Here is a 22,511-nt window from a genome sequence, read left to right as displayed (position 1 = left end):
AACGACTTATTTGATGACGCGCAGATGCGGCGCGCCACGACGCGGCTTGCCGTCGCCCTCGTCACCGCTGCCGTCCGCATCGGAAGCCGGCGACGGCTCGACCGAACCGTCATCCGGCGGCGGCGGATCGGCATCCTCGGGGAACATCATGCCCTGGCCGTTCTCCTGGGCGTAGATCGCCAGCACGGCCGACACCGGGAAGCTGACCGACTGGCTGACGCCGGAAAAGCGCGCACTGAAGCTGATGCGGTCGTTGCCCAGGTCGAGATTGGCCACCGCGCGCATGGCGATGTTGAGCACGACCTGGCCGTCCTTGATGACGTGCGACGGGACCTGCACGCCGGCGCGCGTGGCGTCGACCAGCACGTACGGCGTAAGGCCGTTGTCCGTCACCCAGTCGTAAATCGCCCGCAGCAGGTACGGACGGTTGGAATTCATGCCGTGATGTTCGGTGGTGGTGCTCACTAGCTCACTCGACCATGAGTCGTTCTTCGTCGCTCAGGCTTCGTGCGAAGCCCTGGCTGTGGAAAATGCGCTCGCCGTAATCGGTAATCACCTTGCCTTCACGCCCCAGCTTCACACCCAGGGCCTGCAGACGCCAGATCACCGGAACCACCAGACAGTCGGCCAGGCTCAATTCCGGATTCAGGAAGAACTTGGCCGCCTTGAACAGCGGACGGGCGGCGAGCAATTGTTCGCGCAGATGCTTGCGCGCGGTATCCGCCTTGCGGCCGCCCTGCCCGATGGTCTCGATCAGCGGCAGCCAGTCGTGCTCGATGCACACCATCGCCAGACGCAACCGTGCGCGTGACAGCGGATCGATCGGCATCAGCGGCGGATGCGGGTAGCGTTCGTCCAGATACTCGCAGATCACCGCGGTATCGTGCAGCACCAGATCGCGGTCGACCAGCGTCGGCAACGTACCATACGGATTGAGATCGTGCAGATCTTCCGGCAGCTTGTCCGGATGGACCACGACCCGGTCGTAGACCACGCCCTTGGCGGCAAGCACCATGCGCACACGATGACACTGCACGGCATCGGCGGATGTGAACAGTGTAAGTATGGTGCGATTGCGAACGCTAGATACCATGGCGACCCCCCCCCTCGAAAAGCAAATCGGCGTTCGAGCGCTCCCCCGCGCCCGAACGCCGTCGATCAGTGGACGTCCTTCCAGTACTCGTGCTTGAGCAGGTAGGCCAGGAACGTGAATGCAGCCAGATACAGAAGCACCCAGATACCCATCGACTCGCGCTTGAGCGCCGCCGGCTCCGACACATAGGTCAGGAACGCCGTCAGGTCGCGCGTGGCCGCGTGGAACTGCTCGGGCGACATGCGGCCCGGCTGCTCCAGCTTCAGGCCGGTGACGATCTCGCTGCCGTCGGCCGCCTTGCCCTTCTCCGCCACCTGCAGACCCTGCAGCTCCCACAGCGGGTTCGGCATCGAGGCATTCGGGAACACCGTGTTGTTCCAGCCCACCGGACGCTCGGGGTCGAGGTAGAACGAGTTCAGGTAGCTGTAGACGTAATCCGAACCCTTTTCGGCCACCTTCAGCGACAGATCCGGCGGAGCCTTGCCGAACCACTTCGCCGCATCCGCCTCGGGCATGGCCGCGATGGCGTGACCCTGGAACTTGGCGCCGGTGAAGTTGAGGTTGTTCATCACCTCTTTCTCGGTCAGGCCAAGATCCTCGGCCATGCGCGAGTAGCGCATGAAGTGCAGCGAATGGCAGCCGGAACAGTAGTTGAAGTACAGCCGGGCGCCGCGCTGCAGCGAGGCCTTGTCCTTCAGGCTGACGTGCGCCGACATCAGCTCGCCGCCGCCCTCCGAAGCCTGCGCGGAGACCGCGCCCAGCAGCAGAGACAGCGACAGGGCAATGAAGAAGAAAACGCGCTTAGTCATGTGTCGTCACCCGTTCCGGAACCGGCTTGGTCTTCTCGAGGCCGAAGTACGTGTAGACCCAGAGGAAGACGAAGAATCCGAAGTACACCAGCACCCAGAACCGGCCGAACAGGTTCTCGATGGACGTGATGTCCGCATTGGCACCGAAGATCATCGGAATGGCCTCGGCGGTGACTTCCGCACCGACCAGACCCAGACTGATGAACGACACCGCGAACAGCGCCAGCGCGATCTTGTAGCCGGTGCCGCGGTAACGGATCGACTTGACCTGGCCGCGATCGATCCACGGCGTCAGGAACAGCAGGATGATCGCGCCGAACATCGTCAGCACGCCGGGCAGCTTGAACGGGATCATGCGCAGAATCGCGTAGAACGGCGTGAAGTACCACACCGGCTTGATCGCCGCGGGCGTGACCAGGTGGTTCGCCGGCACGAAGTTGTCGTGCTCCAGGAACCAGCCGCCCATGCCCGGCGCGAAGAAGATGATGAACGCGCAGATCAGCAGGAACATGCCGACGCCGAACAGATCCTTCACCGTGTAGTACGGATGGAACGGGATGCCGTCCAGCGGGATGCCCTTCTCGTTCTTCTTCTTCTTGATCTCGACGCCGTCGGGGTTGTTCGAGCCGACTTCGTGCAGCGCGGCCAGATGCAGCACCACCAGCAGCAGCAGCACGATCGGCAGCGCCACCACATGCAACGAGAAGAAGCGGTTCAGCGTGGCGTCGGCCGGCGAGAAGTCGCCCATGATCCAGTGCACCAGCGTCTCGCCGACGACCGGAATCGCGCCGAACAGCGAGATGATCACCTTGGCGCCCCAGAACGACATGTTGCCCCACGGCAGCACGTAGCCCATGAAGGCCTCGGCCATCAGCACCAGGAAGATCAGCATGCCGAGAATCCACACCAGTTCGCGCGGCTTCTTGTACGAGCCGTACATCAGGCCGCGGAACATGTGCAGGTACACCACGACGAAGAACATCGACGCGCCGGTGGTGTGCATGTAGCGGATCAGCCAGCCCCAGTCGACGTCGCGCATGATGTAGTACACGGACGCGAACGCTTCGGAGGTGCCCGGGAACACTTCCAGCGCGCTGGGCTTGTAGAACATCGCCAGGAAGATGCCGGTCAGGATCTGGTTGACCAGCACCAGCATCGCCAGCGACCCGAAGTAGTACATGACGTTGAAGTTCTTCGGCGCGTAGTACTCCGTCATGTGCTTGCGGTACATCGGCGCAAGCCCGGGAGCGCGCTCGTTGAACCAGCGTGCGATTGCTCCGGCCATCAGGAAGCCTCCTTCGGATCGACACCGATCTGGATGTGCGTGTCATCCATGAAGTGATACGGCGGAATGACCATGTTCATCGGCGCCGGCACGCCGTCGTAGACACGACCGGCGATGTCGTAGCGCGACTTGTGGCAGGGGCAGTAGAAGCCGCTCTTCCAATCCGGATCGAACGGTTCCGGGCCGACTTTGGGCTTGTAGTCGGGGACGCAACCCAGATGCGTGCAGATACCGATCATGACCAGCCACTCGGGCTTGATCGAACGATGCGGATTCTTCGCGTAGGCAGGCTGCTGACTGGTGACGTCGCAGTTGGGATCCTTCAGACGGCTCTCGACGTCCTTCGTGGTCAGCGTCGCCACCTGCTCCTTGGTCCGGTTGACCACGAACACCGGGACGCTGCGCCAGCCGTAACGAACCATCTGCCCGGACTCGACCTTGCTGATGTCCGCCACCACCGGTGCACCGGCGGCCTTGGCTCGCGCGCTGGGTTCCCACGATTTAATAAAAGGTACGGCTGCCGCGACGACTCCCACGCCACCCACCACTGCTGTGGTAGCGGTCAGGAACCGGCGACGACCGTGATCGACGACTTCATTCGCCATCAGGCTCTCCGGAACTTGTGCCATTGAGGTTACGTTGGGGCATCCCCCCCAAAATCGCGTTAGTGTAGCGTCAGGGTCAGATGCGTACAATCGGACCGCGCTTTTCGACTGTGGCGATGCGGCTCCTCATGGCCGGCCGACAGCACGCACGACCGTCCGTTTTTCTCACAAGCCGTTGTCCGCACGCATGAATCGAGTCGCCCGCACGATCGCCTTCATCGCCCGTTTCGTCCTGATCGGGCTGGCGCTCGCGTTCGTGATCGCGCTGATCTGGCCGCAAAGCGGCGACGCCCTGCGCGCCCGCCTGGGGCTGACGCCCGCCGCGCCCGCCTCCGTCGCCCGCCCCGTCGACAGCTCCGAACCCAACGACGCCGACCATGCCCAGACGCTGCAAGCGCCTGCCGCCCCCAGTTCCTACGCCAGCGCCGTTGCCCGTGCGGCGCCGTCGGTGGTCAACATCTACGCCAACCGCATGGTCACCGAACAACCGGTGCTGCGTTATTCCGATCCGTCGCTGCAGCGCATCCTCGGCGACATTCCGACCGGCCCGGCGCAGCGCCGCCGCGAGCAGAACCTGGGCTCGGGCGTGATCCTCAGCAGCAGCGGCTACGTGCTCACCAACAATCACGTCATCGCTGGCGCGCAGAACATCCAGGTACTGCTGTACGACGGCCGCGTGGCCGAGGCCAGCGTGGTCGGCTCGGACCCGGACACCGATCTGGCCGTGCTCAAGGTCAACGCCAGCGACCTGCCCGCGATCCATCTCGCCAAACGTCCGATCCGCGTCGGCGACGTGGTGCTCGCCATCGGCAATCCGTTCGGCATCGGCCAGACCGTGACCATGGGCATCGTCAGCGCCATCGGTCGTCAGCTCAACGCGGTCAGTCCGGAGGACTTCATCCAGACCGACGCCGCCATCAACTTCGGCAATTCCGGCGGCGCGCTGGTCAATGCGCGCGGCAACCTGGTCGGCATCAACACCGCCCTGCTCGGCCGCGCCAGCGGCGCCGAAGGCATCAGCTTCGCCATTCCCGCGGGCACGGCCAAGAACGTGCTGGACCAGATCATCAGCACCGGGCACGTGGTGCGCGGCTGGCTCGGCATCGAATACACCAGCGTGCCGATCAGCGCCAACAGCGGCCTGCCGCCGGCCGCGCGCGGCGTGTGGGTGACGGATGTGTATCCGGGCGGCCCGGCCGCCGAAGCCGGCATCCAGGCCGGCGACGTGCTGCTGCAAATCGGCACGCAGGACATCGTCGACCCGTCCTCGCTGCGCCACCGCGAGATCGCCATGAAGCCGGGCACGAAAGTAAAGGTATCGGGCCTGCGCGCAGGCCGGCCGTTCAGCACCACGCTGACACTGACCCAGCGTCCGCCGCTCAGCGTGCTGGCGCCGCAGCAACAGCAGCAGCAAGGTCAGTAAACAATCCTCAGCCCGCGTGCCCCGCGCCGGTCGACGCCACCGCGTCGCTGTGCTGCATGGCCTGACGGTAGCGCTGATGCAGCGTCGTGACGCGCTTCACGTAGACCTCGGTTTCCGCGTAGGGCGGCACGCCGCCGTACTTCTGCACGGCCTCGGGACCGGCGTTGTAGGCGGCGGCGGCGAGACGGTCGTCGCCGTTGAACGTCTTCAACAACTGCGCCAGGTAGCGCGCGCCGCCCTCGATGTTCTGCGTGGCGTCGAAGGCGTCCTGCACGCCCATGTCGCTGGCCGTCGCCGGCATAAGCTGCATGAGTCCCTGCGCCCCCTTGTTGGAAAGCGCGCGCGGATTGAACGCGCTCTCGGCATGGATGATCGCGCGCAGCAGCGCCGGATCGACGTCGTAGCGGCTGGCCGCCAGACGAATGGCGTCGGCGTAGGCACTCAGACGCAAGGGCACGTGCGCCCAGTCGATGCGCGAATGCACATCGCAGGCCGCGCAGGTGGCGATGTAGGTGAACAACGTCTGGGTCCGCGCCTGCCGGGCTTGTCGCCCGCGCGGGCGAACGTTGGTGTACTCGATGCTGCCGTCGGCACGCACCACCTTATATACGGCCCCGCGCAGCACGCGGGTGCCGGCCTTGCGGTTGATCGCAGGCAGGCTCGGCGTCGACGACGCGGTACCTTCGCGGTACTGCCAGCCGGTCGCGGCCGGCGGGCTAGCCGACGACTTGGCGGACGAGGATGCCTTGCGCTCGGGACTTCCGCCTTCGTCCGCAGGCATACGGATACGGTGGCAATCGCGGTAGCCGGTCTTGCTGGTGGTGAACACCGTCTCGCCGCTACTGCCGGTGCAGCGATACATGCCGCTCGCCTGCCCGGGCCACGCCCACGCGCAGGCAAGCAGCAGCGTCGCCAGCAGACAGAGGCGGCGAAGATACGGGAAGGTGGGGGCCGGGCGGCCGCCGCTTCCCCCACGGCGAACGGCAGTGACCATGCGCCAAGTCTGCGCTTTCATTGGTATTTTGCCAAGTGCAGCCGATCACGCTTCGGGCACGAGGCGGCGCAGTAAAGCCTCGCCGGCCGTAGCGTCCGGCGGCGTCACTGGCGAAGCCTCCGCACCCGGCGTACACTGCGCTGTTCACTGATAACCCATTGAATCGCCATGAGCGGCAAGCTTTTCATCAAGACCCACGGCTGCCAGATGAACGAGTACGACTCGACCAAGATGGTCGACGTGCTGAAGGCCGCGCACGGGCTGGAACTGACCGACGACGCCTCCGAGGCCGACGTCATCCTGATCAACACCTGCTCGATCCGCGAGAAGGCGCAGGAGAAGGTATTCAGCCAGCTCGGACGCTGGAAGCAGCTCAAGGCGAAGAACGACAAGGTGGTGATCGGCGTCGGCGGCTGCGTGGCCAGTCAGGAAGGCGACGCCATCGTCAAGCGCGCGCCGTTCGTGGATCTGGTGTTCGGTCCGCAGACCCTGCACCGCCTGCCGGAGATGATCGCGGCCAAGCGCGAGAGCGGTCGCCCGCAGGTCGACATCTCCTTCCCCGAGATCGAGAAGTTCGACGCCCTGCCCGAGCCGCGCGCCGAGGGCCCGACCGCGTTCGTGTCGATCATGGAAGGCTGCTCCAAATACTGCTCGTACTGCGTGGTGCCCTACACCCGCGGCGAGGAAATCTCGCGCCCGTTCGACGACGTCGTCGGCGAGGTCGCGATGCTCGCCGAGCAGGGTGTGAAGGAAGTGAACCTGCTGGGCCAGAACGTCAACGCCTACCGCGGCCCGATGCACGACGGCGGCATCGCCGACCTGGCGCTGCTGATCCACGCCATCGCCGAGATCGACGGCATCGGCCGCATCCGCTTCACCACCTCGCATCCGGTCGAGTTCTCCGACTCGCTGATCGAGGCCTACGCCAACGTGCCGCAGCTGGCCAACTACCTGCACCTGCCGGTACAGGCCGGCTCGGACCGCATCCTGGCGGCGATGAAGCGCGGCTACACGGCGCTGGAATACAAGCAGCGCATCCGCAAGCTGCGCCAGGCGCGTCCGGACATTTCCATCAGCTCGGACTTCATCGTCGGCTTCCCCGGCGAGACCGACCGCGACTTCGAGCAGACCATGAAGCTGATCGAGGACATCGGCTTCGACAACAGCTTCTCCTTCATCTACTCGCGCCGCCCCGGCACGCCGGCCAGCAACCTGCCCGACGACACCAGCGACGCGGTCAAGAGCGAACGCCTGCAGCGTCTGCAGGCCGCCATCAACGCCAACGCCAAGACCATCAGCGAGTCGATGGTCGGCACGGTGCAGACGGTGCTGGTCGAGGGACCGAGCAAGAAGAGCCCGAACGAGATGACCGGCCGCACCGAGAACATGCGCTTCGTCAACTTCCCGGGCGACGCGCGCATGAAGGGCCAGTTCGTCGACGTGCTCATCACCGAGGCCATGGCCAACTCGCTGCGCGGCCGCGTGCACCTGGGCGACGACCAGCAGGTCGCCTGACCCCGGACCGCTAGAAGCCGACCGTCATTCCGGCGCAAGCCGGAACCCAGGGCCTTTCGCTCCGAAAACAGCCGCTAGGTCCCGGCTTGCGCCGGGATGACGAAACGAAAAGCGCGCACTCTTATCTGGATAGCGTGCTCGAACCGCAGCTAGTCCAGCCGCTTGCGAAACTGCGCGATCGCCACGGTCATCATCACCGCGGTAAAGCCGACCAGCGCCAGCACGTCCGGCCACAGTTCCCACAGCCCCGCGCCGCGCAGCATCACGCCGCGGATCAGGCGCAGGAAATGCGTCAGCGGCAGCACTTCGGCGATCCACTGCGCCACCTTCGGCATGCCCGCGAACGGGAACATGAAGCCCGACAGCAGGATCGACGGCAGGAACACGAAGATCATCATCTGCGTGGCCTGGAACTGCGACTTGGCCTTGGTCGAGATCAGCAGACCCAACGCCAGATTCGCCACGATCAGCAGGATCGCGGCGACGAACACGTCGACCAGCCAGCCGCGCACCGGCACCGCGAACAGCCACACGCCCAGCGCCAGGATCAGGCAGGTCTGCACCAGACCGATGATGACGTAGGGCAGCACCTTGCCCACCATCAGCTCGCTGCGCGTGAGCGGCGTGGCGATCAGCAACTCCATGTTGCCGCGCTCGCGCTCACGGACAATGGCGATGGCGGTGAACAGCACCATGGTCATGGTCAGGATCACGCCGATCAGGCCGGGCACAATGTTGACCGCCGAGCGCCGCTCCGGGTTGTAGAAAGCCACCACGCGGATGTGCCCTTCCGGCGGCGTGCTGGTCGGCGGCGCGCGCAGATCGGGCAGCGTGTCGTCGGTGATCGGCACCTGTGCCAGCTGGCGCGCCGCGCTCTGCACCGCGGTGTCGCTGCCGTCGACCAGGATCTGCGCCACCGCGCGCCCTTCCGCGCGACGTCGTTCGTAGTCGCGCGGAATCACGATGCCGACGCTGATGCGCCCCTTGCGCAACAGCGTCATCAGCTGTTCGGGCGTATCCGCGCGCTCGCTGGGTTCGACCACGCCGGTCGCCAGCATGTCCATGACCAGCGCGCGCGAGGCGCTGGTGTGCGCCTGGTCGACGATGCCCGCGGGCAGGCCGCGCAGATTCAGATTGATGGCGTAGCCGAACAGGATCAGCTGGAACACCGGAATGCCCAGGATCATCGCCAGCGTGATGCGGTCGCGGCGCATCTGCCGCAGCTCCTTGAGGACGATGGCCCACAGCCGACGCGCGTTCATGCCGCCTCCCGCGCGCGGCCGTCGTGGGTCGCCGCCACGAATACGTCTTCGAGGTTGGGATCGGACGGCGTGCACGAGGCGTCCGGATCGACCTCGTGCACGGTGGCCTGAATGCGTTCGCGCAAGGCGTCCATCGATGCGGCGTCGACCGCGTCTAGCGCCTCGGTAAGCACGCGCAGACTGGCGCCGATCTGCGCGGCGCTGAGCACGCCCGGCAACGACGCCAGCGCATGCTGGACCCGGCGCGGACGCGTCGACACGACGATGAAAGAGCGACCCTTCAGCGCCGCCGTCATCTGCGCTGGCGTGCCGTCGCCGACCAGCCGCCCGCGGTCGAGAATCGCCAGCCGATGGCAGCGTTCGGCCTCGTCCATGTAGTGCGTGGAGACCAGCAGCGTGGTGCCGGCGTCGGCCAGCTCGAACAGTTTCTCCCAGAAGTCGCGGCGCGACTCGGGATCGACCGCGCTGGTCGGCTCGTCGAGGAACAGCAGCTGCGGTTCGTGGATCACCGCCGCGGCCAGCGCCAGGCGCTGCTTCTGACCGCCGCTCAAGGTGCCGGCGAGCTGCTTCTGACGATCCTCGAAATGGTATTGCTCGATCAGCGTGTCGATGCGCTGCCCCGTCTGTGCACGCGGCACGCCCTGCACCGCGGCCATGAATTCCAGGTTCTCGCGCACGGTGAGGTCCTCGAACAGCGAGAACTTCTGCGTCATGTAGCCGATGTGCCGACGCAGTTCCTCGGCCTGCGCGGGCACCTTCAGGCCCAGCACCTCGATCTCGCCCTCGCTCGGCGTCAGCAGCCCGCACAGCATGCGGATGGTGGTCGACTTGCCCGAACCGTTCGGCCCCAGGAAGCCGTACACGCGCTGTCGCGGCACCGACAGGTCGACGTGATCCACCGCCACCAGTTCGCCGAAGCGCCGCGTCAAACCGCGAGCGCGGATCGCCGGTTCGGCCTCGGTGTTCACCGCTTCGCCTCCGGCAGCGTCACCTGCACCGGCAGACCCGCCGGCAGGTCGCGCGCGTCCGGCCACAGCGCGACTTCGGCCAGATAGCTCAAGCGCGCCGCATCCTCGCCGTTGAGCGCGTAGTACGGCGTGTAGACCGGTTCGCGACGGATCGTGCGCACGCGGCCGGTGATCGCCTTGTCGCGTCCATCGACGTGCACCGTCACCCGCTCGCCGTCGCGCACGCTGGCGCGCAGCGGTTCGGGCACGTAGATGCGCGCGTACGGCGCATCGCCGACCAGCATCACCGCCAGCGGCGCGCCGACGGGCGGCTGATCGCCGAGACGGTACGGCAGGCTGTCGACGATGCCGTCGCGCGGCGCGACGATGCGCAGCTTGTCCAGGTACACCCGCTGCGCCCGCGCCTGTTCGCGCGCCGCGGCGAGGGCCGCGCGGGTCTGCGCGATCTGTTCCGGACGCGTGCCGTGCAGCAGCACGTCCAGCGCCGCGCGCGCCGCCGCAGCCTGCGCCTGTGCACGCTCGGCGGCGGCGCGGGCCTGATCGACATCGGACGCGGAGACGTAGTCCGAACCGCCCAGCGGCTTCACCCGCGCATAGTAATCACGAGCCTGCTGCGCCTGCGCCTGCGCCGCGGCGAGGTTGGCGCGCGCCTGCGCGATGTCTTCCTTGCGCGGTCCGTTCTCAAGCTGTTCGAGCAGGGCCTGCTGCTGGCGGATGCGTGCCTCGTCCGCGTCCAGGGTCGCCTGCGTCTGCGCAGGGTCCAGTTCCAGCAGCAACTGCCCCTTGCGCACCCGCTGCCCTTCGCGCACGTCGATGCGCATCAGACGCTCCGACGCCACCGCCGGCAAGGTGATGCGGTCGTATTCCAGCGTGCCCAGCGCGCGCGGCGTGTCGCGGCCGCAGCCGGCGGTCAGCAAGGTGATCGCCGCCAACGCGACCGCCGTCACGATCGATGAAATCTTCATGCGACGCCTCCGAAATCCAGTTGCAGGCCCTGCGAGAGCAAGCCCAGCGCATGTTCCGCGAGCACGTCGCTGGTCGATGCCTCAAGATTGAAAATCTGCTCCCAGATCGGCGCGCCGGCCGCCGGGAACAGCGTCAATCCCACCAGCGAAACCACCAGCAGGCGCGGATCGAGATGCGCGGGCAGCCGCCCCGCCCGCTGCGCTGCCGCCAGCCGCTCGGCCAGCATGTGCGGCATTTTCGGCGCCAGCTCGTGCACCAGCAGCGCGCGCAACGCACCGCCCTCGCACAGCACCTCGCGCACCCACAGCGGCGGCAGCCACGGATGCGTGCGGATCACCTCGCCCAGACCGCGCACAAAGCCGCCGATCAGCTTCGCCGGATCGTCACCGGCCTCCTGCAGGCGCTCCTGCACCTTCGCCAGCGCCGGCAGCAGACGCTCGCCGATCATCGCCTGCACCAGACGCTCCTTGTCGCCGAAGTAGTAGTGCAGCATCGCTGGCGTCACTCCTGCGGCGTCGGCGATGGAACGCAGCGAGGCCGCGCCGATGCCGACGCGCACGAAGCGCTGGATCGCCGCATCGAGCAGCGCTTCGCGCAGATCGCGATCGTCGCCGCTGGGGCGGCCCGCGCCGCGCGTGCGCCGGCGCTTTCGGGGAATCGAAGTCGTCATGCGCACAAATTAATTCAATGATTAATTGAAAGCAATCGCGCCGCCACGAACCGCGACACGTTGCCGTCGCGATGGCCCCATGCCGTCTCGCGCGCTACCCTTCGCGGAATGACCAAGCTCAACCAACACGATTTCGCCCTCGATCCCGTCGACAACGCCCGCCTCGCCAACCTGTGCGGCCCGTTCGACGAGCACCTGCGCCAGATCGAACTGCGCCTCGGCGTGGAGATCAACAACCGCGGCAACATCTTCCGCGTGATCGGCGAGGATGCCGCCATCGCCGCCACGGAGAAGGTCCTGCGCGCGCTGTACGAAGCGACCGAGACCGAAGCGCTGACCGGCCCTGCGGTAAACCTGCACCTGAGCGAATCCGGCGTCGAAGCACTCGGCGAGGACCTGGCCGAGGAAACCCAGGAAGTCGTCATCAAGGTCAAGCGCGGCGTGATTCGCGGTCGCGGCCCGAACCAGGCGCGCTACTTGCACGCCATCGCCACCAACGACATCAACTTCGGCATCGGCCCGGCCGGCACCGGCAAGACCTACCTGGCCGTCGCCAGCGCGGTCGAAGCACTCGAAGCCAACCGCGTGCAGCGCGTGCTGCTGGTGCGTCCGGCGGTCGAGGCTGGCGAGAAACTCGGCTTCCTGCCCGGCGACCTGAGCCAGAAGGTCGATCCCTACCTGCGCCCACTGTACGACGCCCTGTACGAGATGCTCGGCTTCGAGCGCGTGGCCAAGCTGATCGAGCGCAACGTCATCGAGATCGCGCCGCTGGCCTACATGCGCGGACGCACGCTGAACGATTCCTACGTCATTCTCGACGAGGCGCAGAACACCACTGTCGAACAGATGAAGATGTTCCTGACCCGCATCGGCTTCGGCTCGGTAACGGTCATCACTGGCGACGTGACTCAGGTCGACCTGCCGCGCCACGCGCGCTCGGGCCTGCGCCACGCCATCGAGGTGCTGCGCGGCGTCGACGGCATCAGCTTCACCTTCTTCACCGCGCGCGACGTGGTGCGCCATCCGCTGGTCGCACGCATCGTGCGCGCCTACGAGGCCGCCGAGCGCGCCGACGGCGACGAACGGAACTGACCCACGATGAGCGACGCACGCGCCGAGCCGCGGGTCCATCTGGGCTATGCCGTCGCCCGACGCGGCGTGCCGGCACCATCGAGCTTCCGCGCCTGGGTGGCCGCGGCGCTGCGCGGCGCGCGGCGGCGCAAGCCGGCCGAGCTGTCGATCCGCATCGTCGACGCCGACGAAGGCCGCGCGCTCAACGCCGCTTACCGCGACAAGGACTACGCCACCAACGTGCTGTCCTTCCCGGCCGAACTGCCGCCCGGCATCGACCTGCCGCTGATCGGCGACCTGGTGATCTGCGCCCCTGTGGTCACCCGCGAAGCCACCGAACAGGACAAGCCCGCGCGCGAGCACTGGGCGCACATGACCGTGCACGGCGTGTTGCACCTGCTCGGCTACGATCACATCGAGGATGCCGAAGCCGAACGCATGGAAGCGCTGGAAACGCGCATTCTGGCGGGCCTGGGCATCGACGATCCCTACCGGCCGCGTTGACGCGCCACGCGGATCGCGACAGTCTCGACGCATGCGTCTGCGCACTCCGGCAGGCGCGCCGCCCTGCCCGGGATTGCCCCATGCATCGACAGCTCGGTCCGCGACGTTTCCAACCGCGCAAGGCTCGGCAAGTCGCCGCGCTGTTCGGCATGCTCCTCATGGCCACCGGCGTGCATGCCAGCCCCTCACCCAACGTTCGTCAGCAGCTGTACGACGCTACTTGCCGCGCCTTGCGCAACGCCGCGCAGGCCGTGCCCGGCAACGGCCCCATGCTGCTGCCCAGCTACCCCACACTCGACGCCGGAGCCGAGCACCAACGCTCATTGCGCCGCGTGGCGTTCGTGTACGACAACGCTCTGGCAGGCATCGCCCTCACCGCCTGCGGCGCGCCGCGGCAGGCCCAGCGCATCGCCGACGCCCTGCTCCGCGCAACGGCGCACGATACAAGCTACGACGACGGCCGCCTCCGCAATGCCTACCGCGCCGGACCGTTGACGCAGGACAAGGCTGTGCTCAGCGGCTACTGGGACGAGCGCAGCAAGCAATGGGTGCAGGACGCCTACCAGGTCGGCACCGCGACCGGCAACGTGGCCTGGGCGGCGCTGCTGTTCCTGACTGTCTACGAACATACGCACGCACCGCGCTACCTGGACGCTGCCGTCGGCCAGTTGCGATGGATTCGCACGCATGCCTTCGATCCCGACAAGCCGCTGGGCTACGAAGGCGGCCGCTACGGTTTCGACGGCCGGCAGCAGCGGCAACGCTGGAAATCCACCGAGCACAACCTCGACGTCCATGCTGCCGCGACCTGGGCTTCACGCTACCGCAAGCAACCGGCGCTGAAGCACATGGCCGACAACGCGGGCCGCTTCGTGCAGACGATGTGGCACGCCCCCGAGCACCGCTTCTACATCGGCACGCGCGAAGACGGCGCGACGCCCTCGCGCGAACTGTCGGCGCTGGACGCACAGATCTGGCCACTGCTGGCGTTTCCGCATCGTCCGCCCACCTGGAACCGGGTCTGGACGTGGGTCGAGGCGCATCACCGCGCGGGAAACGGCTACGGCTTCCGCGGAGAGCCGGACGGTCTGTGGACCGAAGGCACCGCGCAGGCCGCCGACGCCATCCAAGCCTCGGGCCGCACGCCGCCCACCGCACTGTGGCGCACACTGCTGGCCCAGCGCGCCGACGACGGACTGCTCTACGCCACTCCGCAGCCGCGCATCGCCACCGGCCTGGCCATCGGGCCCGACAGCACCCACGCGGACTTCTACTACTACCACCTGCCGCACCTCGGCGCGACGGCCTGGGCCACACTGGCCGCGGATGGTTGGAATCCGTTCACGGGCCGGCGCATGACACCAGCCACGCTTCCCGCAAGCATGCGCGCGGCGCCGCGGAAATGATCCGTCACCCCACGCGGAAACCACGCACGAACAGCGAGTTAGGACACATCACGGCTTTGCGCTAGAATCGGCGACTACCTGCACACGAAGAACCGCGCAAAAGGCATGAACGAGGACCCCGGAAGTACCAACGGCCCAACCCACAAATCCTGGTGGGATCGTCTGGGCCATCTCTTCTCCGGTGAACTGCGCAGCCGCGACGAGCTGCTCGAGGAACTGCGCGCCGCGCAGAGCAACGGCCTGCTGACCAGCGACACGCTGGGCATGGTCGAGGGTGCGCTCAGGGTCACCGAAATGGACGTCGACGACGTCATGATTCCGCGCGTGCAGATGGTGATGATCCCGGCCCATGCGCCGCTCAAGGACATCATCGACACCGTGGTCGAATCCGGCCACTCGCGCTTCCCCGTGCATGGCGAGGACAAGGACGACATCCTCGGCATCCTGCTGGCCAAGGACCTGCTCAAGCATTTCGGCGACGGCGAGAATTTCGACATCCGCACGCTGCTGCGTCCGGCGGTGCTGATTCCCGAGTCGATGCGCCTGAACGTGCTGCTGGCCGAATTCCGCCTCAGCCACAACCACATGGCGCTGGTGGTGGACGAATACGGCGGCGTCGCCGGCCTGGTCACCATCGAGGACGTGCTGGAGGAGATCGTCGGCGAGATCGACGACGAGCACGACGACGAGGAACCGCCGGTGATGATCCAGACGCTGTCCGACGGCGGCTACCTGGTCAGTGCGCTGACGCCGATCGCCGACTTCAACGACACCGTCGGCACCGCCTTCAGCGACGAGGAGTTCGACACCATCGGCGGCATGATCACCGCCGAGTTCGGCCACCTGCCGGAAACCGGTGAGGAAACCGAACTGGACGGGCTGCTGTTCCACGTCACCCAGTCCGACGACCGCCGCGTGCACCAGTTCCGGGTGCAGCCGCAGACCGCCGAGACGGACTGACCCGCACATGCGGCGCAACGCCATCGAAGCTTCCGGCCTGCGCCGGTTCCGTACCCTGCTGACCTTGCTCGCGCTGCTGCTGGCCGGCGCGGCACTGCCGGCCTGGAGCGGCGTACGCGACGCGCCGGGCAAGGACCTGCAGGTCGCGCTCATCACCTACGGTCCGGGCGCGATCTACTGGGAACGCTTCGGCCACGACGCCATCGAGATTCGCGACACCGTCAGCGGCGAGTCCGTGAACTTCAACTACGGCGTGTTCGATTTCGACCAGAAGGACTTCCTGCTCAACTTCGCGCGCGGCCGCATGAACTACATGATGGACGCCGAGCGCAGCGCGCCGGAAATCGGCTGGTACGTCGAGCAGCATCGCTCGGTGCGCCGCCAGATGCTGAACCTGAGCGCGGCGCAGGCGGCGCAGCTGCGCGACTTCCTGCTGTGGAACCTGCGCCCCGAGAACCTGCACTACCGCTACGACTACTACACCAGCAACTGCACCACCAAGGTGCGCGACGCCTTCGACCGCGTGCTCGGCGGCCAGTTGGAGAAGCAGCTCGCCGCGCGAACGGGCGGCCAGACCTACCGCCAGCAGACCGACCGGCTGATGGCCGCGCAGCCGTGGCTGATGCTGCTGCTCGACCTCGGTCTCAGCCACTATGCCGACCGACCGCTGAACGCCTGGCAAGAAAGCTTCCTGCCGGTGGTGTTGGCCGATCAGCTCACGCACGCGCGCATTCGCGACGCCGCCGGCGACCGGCCGCTGATCGCCAGCGATACGATGCTGGCGCCGAACGGGCTCACCCCGCCGCCCGCGACGGCGCCGGACCTGCGCCTGCCGCTGCTCGCCGCCGGCGCCGCACTGGGCCTCGCACTCTTGCTGCTTGGACGCTCCAAGCGCCGCGCCGCGCGCATCGGCTTCGGTGTGCTGGCGACGCTGTGGCTGCTACTGGCCGGACTCGCCGGACTGTTCATGCTGGCGCTGTGGACGCTGACCACGCATGTCGCCGGCTGGGCCAACGCCAACCTGCTGCTGTTCAATCCGCTGGCATGGGGCCTGTTCGCCGCGGTCTGGCGGACGCGGGCATCGCGACGCGCGCACCTGCTCGCCTGGATCATCGCCGCGCTCGCGGCGCTGGCGTTGCTCGGCAACCTGACCGGCCTGCTGATGCAGCGCAATCTGCCGTGGATCCTGCTCGCGCTGCCGGTATGGGCGGCGATCCTGCACACGCTGCGTCGACGCAACGCCGCCTGAGCAACGCCTCGCCGGAAGCTTCCTCCGACGCTGCGTCACTTGCGGCAGCAGGTCGCGGACGCGCACCTCGCCGAAACCGCGCGCCATGCGCTCGAACCGTGCGCGCACGGCGGCACGCGCTGAATCCGCCCTGCACCGCGCCCTGTCGCAGATTGCCATGCCTTACGGGCAGCGGCATCATGCAAGGCATGTCCGAACCGCTCACCATGCCCGCGCAGCACGCCTCGGCGAACGGCGAACGCACCTCCATCGTCAACTGCGTGGCCTATCACCGTACCGGCAAGCGCGTCGGCGACATCCCGCTGGAACGCATCGGCGAGGCCATGAAGGACCCGGATACCTTCGTCTGGGTCGGCCTGCACGAACCCGACGAAGCCCTGCTGGAACGCCTGCAGGAAGAATTCGACCTGCACGATCTGGCCATCGAGGACGCGCACTACGCACACCAGCGCACCAAGATCGAAACCTACGGCGATTCGCTGTTCATCGTGGTGCAGACCGCGCAACCGGTGCAGGGCCGCATCGCCTTCGGCGAAACGCATATCTTCCTCGGCCGCCGCTACCTCATCACCGTGCGCCACGGCGCTTCGCTCAGCTACGCGCCAGTGCGGCGCAGTTGCGAAGTCGCGCCCGAGCTGCTGGCGCTGGGACCGAGCTACGGGCTGTATTCGATCCTCGACTTCATCGTCGACAACTACATGCCCATCGTGCGCGACTTCCGCGAAGAACTGCTGGAACTCGAACAGGACGTCTTCGCCGAGACCTACAAGCGCACCACCATCAAGCGCCTGTACGACATGCAACGCGAACTGATGAACCTGCGCCTGGCGGTCGCGCCGCTGCAGGACGTCACCAACCAGCTGGTGCGCCTGCATCCGAACCTGATCCACGAAGAGACGCGTGTGTACTTCCGAGATGTCTACGACCACGTATTTCGCGTCAACGAGGCCACCAACGCCATGCGCGAAATGCTCGGCGCGGCCATCAACGTGAACATGTCGCTGGTCACGCTGGGCCAGAACGAGGTGATGAAGAAGCTGGCCGGCTGGGCCGCCATGCTGGCTACGCCGACCCTGGTCACCAGTTGGTACGGCATGAACTTCCATCACATGCCCGAGCTGAACAAGCCGTGGGCCTATCCCGGCATGATCGTGCTGACGATCTCGTTGATGGGCGGCGTGTACTGGGTGCTCAAGCGCTCGCGCTGGCTGTGACGCACGCGCCGCAACCGCGGCACACGGCATGCAATCCGCCCACCGCGCACGCTGCACCACTCATCACACATCACGCAAAAACGTTGCCTCGCCCTCTGAAGAATTCATCTCCAGACGCACGCCTCGTACGACCACCATGCCCGTGAAAGCAGGCACCCAGCGCCTTGCCCGTAGTACAGCTGCATCCCGCACCACAAGAAAGCTCTCGTTCGTCGCTCCGATGTAGATCGCATCTCCGCGCGTCCCTACACGACCGTCATGCCTGCGAAAGCAGGCACCCAGCGCCTTTGCCCGCAGTACAGCGGCGTCCCGCACGCCAAGAAAACTCTCGTTCGTCGCTCCGGTGTAGATCGCATCTCCGCGCGTCCCTACACGACCGTCATGCCTACAAAAGCAGGCACCCAGCGCCTTGCCCGCAGTACAGCTGCATCCGCCCCCCAAGAAAGCTCTCGTTCGTCGCTCCGGTGTAGATCGCATCTCCACGCATCCCCTACACGACCGTCATGCCTGCGAAAGCAGGCACCCAGCGCCTTGTGCGCAACACACCGAAAGACGTGCACTCGCAACCGTCGCCGGATGACGGTCGAGGTGTTCGGAACATCGTGATCGGCGATGGAAACCGCGGGGCGGCGAACGGCTCTAGCTTTTTGCCGCAGCGCGCTCGGCGATGGTCAGCGCCACCTTGTCGCGCAGATAGACCGGCAGGACCTGCTCCGGCGTCAGCGTGTCGCCCGCCGCGAAGCGCGGTGCCGCCAGTCGTGCCACATGCCGCGCCTGCGGGTAGCGATCCGCATCCGTCGACCGCGGTGTGCCCAGGCGCGCGGCCAGCCCTTCGCCGTAGACGCCCCAACCGGTGCCGACGACGTGGCATGCATCCAGCGTCAGCGCCGGTTGCCAGAGGTCCGGCGGACACACCACTTCCTCGCCACATGGCTTCAACAGGCCGTCGGCATCGCGCTCGAACGAAGCCGCATAGATTTCGCCCATGCGCGCATCGATCACCGCCGTCACGGGCGCGTCGTCCTGCGGTGCCTCCATCGCCAGCGCCGCCAGCGACGACACCGTGACCACGGGAAGCTCCAGCGCCAGCGCCAACCCCTGCGCCAGCGACACCGCCAGCCGCACGCCCGTGAACGAACCGGGACCGCGCCCGACGGCGATGCCGTCCACATCGGCGCGTGCCAGACCGGCTTCGGCAAGCACGGCCTCGGCCATCGGCAAGGCCAGTTCGGCGTGCCGACGCGGCGCCAGTTCGCTGCGCTCGAATAGCGCATCGCCGCGCAGCAGCGCGACGGAGCAGGACTCGGTGGCGGTTTCCAGGGCGAGAATGTTCATCGCGCTATTGTGGCATCCGCTGCCGCCCCCGCCCAGCCTGCGCCAGGCGGTTGCTCCCGCGGACGACGACAGGCGCGAGCGTCAGTCGCCGGCAGGCGGTTGCCACAGTTCGACGCGGGTACCTTCCGGGTCCATCACCCAGCCGAACTTGCCGAATTCGCTCTCCTCGACGCGATCCTCGACGGGTTGTCCGGCCTCGCGCAACTGCGCCAGCAGGGCATCCAGATCGTCGACGCGGAAATTGACCATGAACGGCTTGTCGCTGGGCGCGAAATAGGTGGTGTCTTCCTTGAACGGCGACCACAACATGTAACCCGGTCGCGAAGCGTCCTCGGGGTACATCGCCCCGCCCCATTCGCCGATGTCCAGCCCCAGGTGTTCGCGATACCACGCCGACAGCGCCTGCGGATCGCGCGCCTTGAAAAAGATACCGCCCAGACCAGTCACCTTCGCCATGACCGCACTCCTTGAACTGTGAATGTCAGGATGTCCCCGCCTTATAACTTAAACGCGGCGCACGTGCAGGAAACCGAAAGTCATACCCGTCACCGGAGACACCCATGAACGAACCGAACTGGAGCGCCGTCGACGCCTATCTGGCCGACCGCACCCACGCGACCGACGCCATGCTCGACGCGGTGCTGCGCACCAACGAAGAAGCCGGCCTGCCCTGCATCGACGTCTCGCCGCTGCAGGGCCGCTTCCTGCAGCTGGTGACCCGCATGTGCGGTGCGCGCAAGGTGCTGGAGATCGGCACGCTCGGCGGCTACTCGACCCTCTGCATAGCGCGCGGACTGCCCGACGACGGCCACGTGACCACGCTGGAATTCGATCCCCGACACGCCGAAGTGGCGCGCGCCAATCTGCAGTCGGCCGGATTCGCCGAGCGCGTGGACGTGCGCGTCGGCGCGGCGCTGGACACGCTGCCCGCACTGGAACGTGAAGGTCGTGGCCCATTCGACTTGATCTTCATCGACGCGTACAAGACCCACAATGCGGACTACCTGCAATGGGCTCTGCGCCTGTCGCGTCCGGGCACCGTCGTCATTCTCGACAATGTGGTTCGCCAGGGGCATGTACTGGACGCCGACAGCGACTCGCCGAGCGTGCGCGGCACGCGTCGCGCGCTGGACCTGATCGCCGCCGAACCGCGCCTGACCGCCACCGCCCTGCAGACCGTCGGCAGCAAGGACTGGGACGGCTTCGCGATGGCGATCGTCGACTGAGCGACATTCAGGCGAAGAACGCCTGTACGTCCTCCAGCGCATGCGTGCGCGGCATCGGCGGCAGGCTGGCCAGGAACAGCCGGCCGTAGCCCTTGCTGCGCAGGCGCGGATCGCACAGCACCAGCACGCCGCGGTCGTGCACGTCGCGGATCAGCCGGCCCGCGCCCTGCTTCAGCGCGATCACCGCGCTGGGCACCTGCCAGCCCATGAACGGGTTGACGCCGGCCTGCTGCATCGCCTCCAGCCGCGCCTGCAGCACCGGATCGTCGGGCGCGGCGAACGGCAGTTTGTCGATCACCACCACCGACAACGCTTCGCCCGCCACGTCCACGCCCTCCCAGAAACTGGCCGCGCCCAGCAGCACGCCGTGGCCGGAATGGCGAAAATCCTCCAGCAACTGATGCCGAGGCGCCGTGCCCTGCACGAACAACGGCCACGGCACGCGGTCCGCCAGCAGATCGGCGGCGCGCTGCAGCGCGCGATGCGAGGTGAACAGCAGGAAAGCGCGACCGTTCGAGGCTTCGAGCACCGGCAGCACGGCTTCGATCACGCGCTCGGTATAACCATCCTCGCGCGGTTCGGGCAGCGATTCGGGCAAGTAGCACAGCGCCTGACGGGCATAGTCGAACGGACTGTCCAGCGCCAGTTCGACCGGGTCGACCAACCCCAGTTGCTCCGAAAAATGGCTGAAATTGCCCGCCACCGACAAGGTCGCCGAGGTATGAATCCACGCCGCCTGCGATGCCTCGCGCATCGCCTTCAGCGGCGTCGCCAGATCCAGCGGCGTGGCGTGCAGGGCGAAACCGCGACCGCTTAGCTCGTACCAGCGCACTTCACCCTCGCTGTCGCGCTCGTCGATGCGCGCCAGTCGCGCCGACAGCGTCTCGGCGCGCTCATGCACGTTGCTGAGCCCGCGCGAACGCTCGGCCTGACTGGCCAGCGCGTCGGCCAAGTCCTCCAGCGTGTGCTGCAGCTTCTGCAGCGCCTCGACCGCCGCATCCTGACGCAGCAGCGTCGCCATGGCGCCGCGCGACGGCAGACGGTCCACCGCCAGGCGCAGCGTGCGGATCGCCTCCTGCAGGGCTTCGCACGGTTCCAGCAGGACGCTGGTCGCACCGGTCACGCCGCCGCCCTCGGTCAGCGCATCGCGCGCCAACTCGGTCAGCTGCCGCGCGCTCACCGAATGCGAGAAAAACTGGCCGGCCAGCTCCGGCAACTGATGCGCCTCGTCCAGAATGAAGGCGTGCGCGCCCGGAAGAATCTCGCCGAAGCCTTCCTGCTTCAGCGCCAGATCGGCCAGCAACAGGTGATGATTGACCACCACCACGTCGGCGTCCGCCGCCTCGCGCCGCGCCTTGAACACGTGGCAATCATCGAAGAACGGACACTCGCTGCCGAGGCAGTTCTCCGTGGTCGAAGTCACGCGCGGCCACAGCGGCGATTCCTCCGGCACCTCGGCCAGCTCCATGCGGTCGCCGCGTCGCGTGCGCGCCGACCACGCGCGGATCGTCGCCAGCTGCTGCGTCTCCGTGCGGCTGGCAAAGCTGCCCTCGCGCACGGCCTGATCGAGCCGGTACAGACACAGATAATTGGCGCGCCCCTTCAGCAAACTCGCTTTCACGCGCGCATCCAGCACCGAACGCACGCGCGGCAGATCGCGGAAGAACAGCTGATCCTGCAACGCCTTGGTGCCGGTCGAAACGATGACGCGCTTGCCCGAGGTCAGCGCCGGCACCAGATACGCGAACGTCTTGCCCGTGCCGGTGCCCGCCTCGGCCACCAGCATCTCGCCCTGATCGATAGCCTCGGCCACCACCCGCGCCATCGCCTGCTGCGCTTCGCGCGGCGCGAAATTCGGCACCTCGCGCGCGAACGGCCCGTCCGCACCGAGCAGCCCGGCCACCTCTTCGTATGCATCCATCGCGCCAGTATCGCCGAGGCGCGCACATGGGGGAA

22 protein-coding genes are annotated in these 22,511 nt (G+C 66.9%); 9 read left to right on the top strand and 13 right to left on the bottom strand.

Annotated elements, in window-relative coordinates; genetic code table 11:
• Positions 1-6 precede the first annotated feature (6 nt).
• From LF63_RS04260 to petA, 5 genes are all read right to left on the bottom strand, one after another.
• Positions 7-438, bottom strand: a complete 432-nt coding sequence (locus LF63_RS04260) for a ClpXP protease specificity-enhancing factor (RefSeq protein ID WP_043103127.1) — start codon at positions 436-438, stop codon at positions 7-9.
• A 31-nt stretch (positions 439-469) separates the two neighbouring features.
• Positions 470-1,093 (bottom strand): glutathione S-transferase N-terminal domain-containing protein, encoded by a 624-nt coding sequence (locus tag LF63_RS04255; protein WP_043099879.1) that lies wholly within the window; start codon positions 1,091-1,093, stop codon positions 470-472.
• A 65-nt stretch (positions 1,094-1,158) separates the two neighbouring features.
• Complete coding sequence (locus LF63_RS04250; protein ID WP_043099878.1) at positions 1,159-1,902, bottom strand: cytochrome c1; 744 nt, start codon at positions 1,900-1,902, stop codon at positions 1,159-1,161.
• Positions 1,895-3,187: a cytochrome b gene (locus LF63_RS04245; protein WP_043099877.1), complete on the bottom strand. Its 1,293-nt coding sequence runs from the start codon at positions 3,185-3,187 to the stop codon at positions 1,895-1,897. The genes LF63_RS04250 and LF63_RS04245 overlap by 8 nt, the downstream gene beginning before the upstream one ends.
• Positions 3,187-3,792, bottom strand: coding sequence for a ubiquinol-cytochrome c reductase iron-sulfur subunit (gene petA / locus LF63_RS04240; RefSeq protein WP_043099876.1), 606 nt, complete (start codon positions 3,790-3,792; stop codon positions 3,187-3,189). Before petA ends, LF63_RS04245 begins: the two co-directional genes overlap by 1 nt.
• Before the next feature lie 187 nt (positions 3,793-3,979).
• Here petA and LF63_RS04235 point away from each other — a divergent pair, with 187 nt between their 5' ends.
• The gene (locus LF63_RS04235) at positions 3,980-5,215 is read left to right on the top strand and encodes a S1C family serine protease (protein WP_043099875.1); all 1,236 of its coding nucleotides are present in this window, start codon (positions 3,980-3,982) and stop codon (positions 5,213-5,215) included.
• A gap of 7 nt (positions 5,216-5,222) precedes the next feature.
• Here the strand turns inward: LF63_RS04235 and LF63_RS04230 are convergent, their stop codons facing one another.
• A complete protein-coding gene (locus tag LF63_RS04230; protein ID WP_052395172.1) occupies positions 5,223-6,209 on the bottom strand; it encodes a lytic transglycosylase domain-containing protein in 987 nt (328 codons plus the stop codon).
• 168 nt (positions 6,210-6,377) lie between these two features.
• Here LF63_RS04230 and miaB point away from each other — a divergent pair, with 168 nt between their 5' ends.
• Positions 6,378-7,724 carry a tRNA (N6-isopentenyl adenosine(37)-C2)-methylthiotransferase MiaB gene (miaB, locus tag LF63_RS04225; RefSeq protein WP_043099872.1) on the top strand — a complete coding sequence of 449 codons (1,347 nt, stop codon included), beginning with the start codon at positions 6,378-6,380 and terminating at the stop codon, positions 7,722-7,724.
• A 149-nt stretch (positions 7,725-7,873) separates the two neighbouring features.
• On the opposite strand, the gene LF63_RS04220 is transcribed toward miaB, so the two are convergent.
• From LF63_RS04220 to LF63_RS04205, 4 genes are read right to left on the bottom strand one after another with little or no spacing between them, the layout of a single operon-like run.
• Complete coding sequence (locus LF63_RS04220) at positions 7,874-8,986, bottom strand: ABC transporter permease (RefSeq protein ID WP_043099870.1); 1,113 nt, start codon at positions 8,984-8,986, stop codon at positions 7,874-7,876.
• Positions 8,983-9,930 carry an ABC transporter ATP-binding protein gene (locus LF63_RS04215; protein ID WP_043103125.1) on the bottom strand — a complete coding sequence of 316 codons (948 nt, stop codon included), beginning with the start codon at positions 9,928-9,930 and terminating at the stop codon, positions 8,983-8,985. Before LF63_RS04215 ends, LF63_RS04220 begins: the two co-directional genes overlap by 4 nt.
• Before the next feature lie 20 nt (positions 9,931-9,950).
• On the bottom strand, positions 9,951-10,919 hold the full coding sequence (locus LF63_RS04210; RefSeq protein ID WP_043099867.1) for an HlyD family secretion protein: 969 nt from the start codon (positions 10,917-10,919) through the stop codon (positions 9,951-9,953).
• Positions 10,916-11,590: a TetR/AcrR family transcriptional regulator gene (locus LF63_RS04205; protein ID WP_043099864.1), complete on the bottom strand. Its 675-nt coding sequence runs from the start codon at positions 11,588-11,590 to the stop codon at positions 10,916-10,918. The genes LF63_RS04210 and LF63_RS04205 overlap by 4 nt, the downstream gene beginning before the upstream one ends.
• 108 nt (positions 11,591-11,698) lie before the next feature.
• Between LF63_RS04205 and LF63_RS04200 the strand changes: the two genes are divergently transcribed.
• The 6 genes from LF63_RS04200 to corA all read left to right on the top strand — a co-directional run bounded on the left by LF63_RS04200 (position 11,699) and on the right by corA (position 17,994).
• Entirely contained in the window at positions 11,699-12,682 is a 984-nt protein-coding gene (locus LF63_RS04200; protein ID WP_043099862.1) for a PhoH family protein, read from the top strand.
• Between the two features lie 6 nt (positions 12,683-12,688).
• Positions 12,689-13,165 carry an rRNA maturation RNase YbeY gene (gene ybeY, locus LF63_RS04195; RefSeq protein ID WP_043099860.1) on the top strand — a complete coding sequence of 159 codons (477 nt, stop codon included), beginning with the start codon at positions 12,689-12,691 and terminating at the stop codon, positions 13,163-13,165.
• 80 nt (positions 13,166-13,245) lie between these two features.
• The gene (locus tag LF63_RS04190; protein ID WP_043099857.1) at positions 13,246-14,571 is read left to right on the top strand and encodes a hypothetical protein; all 1,326 of its coding nucleotides are present in this window, start codon (positions 13,246-13,248) and stop codon (positions 14,569-14,571) included.
• 105 nt (positions 14,572-14,676) lie between these two features.
• A complete protein-coding gene (locus LF63_RS04185) occupies positions 14,677-15,531 on the top strand; it encodes a CorC family transporter (protein ID WP_043099855.1) in 855 nt (284 codons plus the stop codon).
• A gap of 7 nt (positions 15,532-15,538) precedes the next feature.
• Positions 15,539-16,780 carry a lipoprotein N-acyltransferase Lnb domain-containing protein gene (locus tag LF63_RS04180; protein WP_052394676.1) on the top strand — a complete coding sequence of 414 codons (1,242 nt, stop codon included), beginning with the start codon at positions 15,539-15,541 and terminating at the stop codon, positions 16,778-16,780.
• Between the two features lie 179 nt (positions 16,781-16,959).
• Entirely contained in the window at positions 16,960-17,994 is a 1,035-nt protein-coding gene (gene corA / locus LF63_RS04175; protein ID WP_081945081.1) for a magnesium/cobalt transporter CorA, read from the top strand.
• 639 nt (positions 17,995-18,633) lie between these two features.
• On the opposite strand, the gene tsaB is transcribed toward corA, so the two are convergent.
• Together tsaB and LF63_RS04165 are read right to left on the bottom strand one after the other, a co-directional pair.
• Entirely contained in the window at positions 18,634-19,329 is a 696-nt protein-coding gene (tsaB, locus tag LF63_RS04170; protein WP_043099854.1) for a tRNA (adenosine(37)-N6)-threonylcarbamoyltransferase complex dimerization subunit type 1 TsaB, read from the bottom strand.
• Between the two features lie 81 nt (positions 19,330-19,410).
• Entirely contained in the window at positions 19,411-19,785 is a 375-nt protein-coding gene (locus tag LF63_RS04165; protein WP_043099851.1) for a VOC family protein, read from the bottom strand.
• 104 nt (positions 19,786-19,889) lie between these two features.
• Here LF63_RS04165 and LF63_RS04160 point away from each other — a divergent pair, with 104 nt between their 5' ends.
• Positions 19,890-20,555: an O-methyltransferase gene (locus LF63_RS04160; RefSeq protein WP_043099850.1), complete on the top strand. Its 666-nt coding sequence runs from the start codon at positions 19,890-19,892 to the stop codon at positions 20,553-20,555.
• 7 nt (positions 20,556-20,562) lie between these two features.
• On the opposite strand, the gene yoaA is transcribed toward LF63_RS04160, so the two are convergent.
• The gene (gene yoaA / locus LF63_RS04155; RefSeq protein WP_043099848.1) at positions 20,563-22,476 is read right to left on the bottom strand and encodes a DNA repair helicase YoaA; all 1,914 of its coding nucleotides are present in this window, start codon (positions 22,474-22,476) and stop codon (positions 20,563-20,565) included.
• Between the last annotated feature and the right edge of the window lie 35 nt (positions 22,477-22,511).

The sequence above is a fragment of the Oleiagrimonas soli genome (genome assembly GCF_000761445.1).
GTDB classification, from domain to species: domain Bacteria; phylum Pseudomonadota; class Gammaproteobacteria; order Xanthomonadales; family Rhodanobacteraceae; genus Oleiagrimonas; species Oleiagrimonas soli.
This window is presented reverse-complemented; position numbering and strand designations above follow the sequence as displayed.

Coding starts and splice junctions, on each gene's coding strand:
- LF63_RS04180 (WP_052394676.1), top strand. CDS start 15,539: ATGCGGCGCAACGCCATCGAAGCTTCCGGCCTGCGCCGGTTCCGTACC.
- LF63_RS04160 (WP_043099850.1), top strand. CDS start 19,890: ATGAACGAACCGAACTGGAGCGCCGTCGACGCCTATCTGGCCGACCGC.
- yoaA (WP_043099848.1), bottom strand. CDS start 22,476: ATGGATGCATACGAAGAGGTGGCCGGGCTGCTCGGTGCGGACGGGCCG.
- LF63_RS04220 (WP_043099870.1), bottom strand. CDS start 8,986: ATGAACGCGCGTCGGCTGTGGGCCATCGTCCTCAAGGAGCTGCGGCAG.
- LF63_RS04205 (WP_043099864.1), bottom strand. CDS start 11,590: ATGACGACTTCGATTCCCCGAAAGCGCCGGCGCACGCGCGGCGCGGGC.
- LF63_RS04250 (WP_043099878.1), bottom strand. CDS start 1,902: ATGACTAAGCGCGTTTTCTTCTTCATTGCCCTGTCGCTGTCTCTGCTG.
- LF63_RS04260 (WP_043103127.1), bottom strand. CDS start 438: ATGAATTCCAACCGTCCGTACCTGCTGCGGGCGATTTACGACTGGGTG.
- petA (WP_043099876.1), bottom strand. CDS start 3,792: ATGGCGAATGAAGTCGTCGATCACGGTCGTCGCCGGTTCCTGACCGCT.
- LF63_RS04190 (WP_043099857.1), top strand. CDS start 13,246: ATGCATCGACAGCTCGGTCCGCGACGTTTCCAACCGCGCAAGGCTCGG.
- LF63_RS04255 (WP_043099879.1), bottom strand. CDS start 1,093: ATGGTATCTAGCGTTCGCAATCGCACCATACTTACACTGTTCACATCC.
- LF63_RS04185 (WP_043099855.1), top strand. CDS start 14,677: ATGAACGAGGACCCCGGAAGTACCAACGGCCCAACCCACAAATCCTGG.
- LF63_RS04245 (WP_043099877.1), bottom strand. CDS start 3,187: ATGGCCGGAGCAATCGCACGCTGGTTCAACGAGCGCGCTCCCGGGCTT.
- LF63_RS04210 (WP_043099867.1), bottom strand. CDS start 10,919: ATGAAGATTTCATCGATCGTGACGGCGGTCGCGTTGGCGGCGATCACC.
- LF63_RS04165 (WP_043099851.1), bottom strand. CDS start 19,785: ATGGCGAAGGTGACTGGTCTGGGCGGTATCTTTTTCAAGGCGCGCGAT.
- ybeY (WP_043099860.1), top strand. CDS start 12,689: ATGAGCGACGCACGCGCCGAGCCGCGGGTCCATCTGGGCTATGCCGTC.
- corA (WP_081945081.1), top strand. CDS start 16,960: ATGCAAGGCATGTCCGAACCGCTCACCATGCCCGCGCAGCACGCCTCG.
- miaB (WP_043099872.1), top strand. CDS start 6,378: ATGAGCGGCAAGCTTTTCATCAAGACCCACGGCTGCCAGATGAACGAG.
- LF63_RS04200 (WP_043099862.1), top strand. CDS start 11,699: ATGACCAAGCTCAACCAACACGATTTCGCCCTCGATCCCGTCGACAAC.
- tsaB (WP_043099854.1), bottom strand. CDS start 19,329: ATGAACATTCTCGCCCTGGAAACCGCCACCGAGTCCTGCTCCGTCGCG.
- LF63_RS04235 (WP_043099875.1), top strand. CDS start 3,980: ATGAATCGAGTCGCCCGCACGATCGCCTTCATCGCCCGTTTCGTCCTG.
- LF63_RS04230 (WP_052395172.1), bottom strand. CDS start 6,209: ATGGTCACTGCCGTTCGCCGTGGGGGAAGCGGCGGCCGCCCGGCCCCC.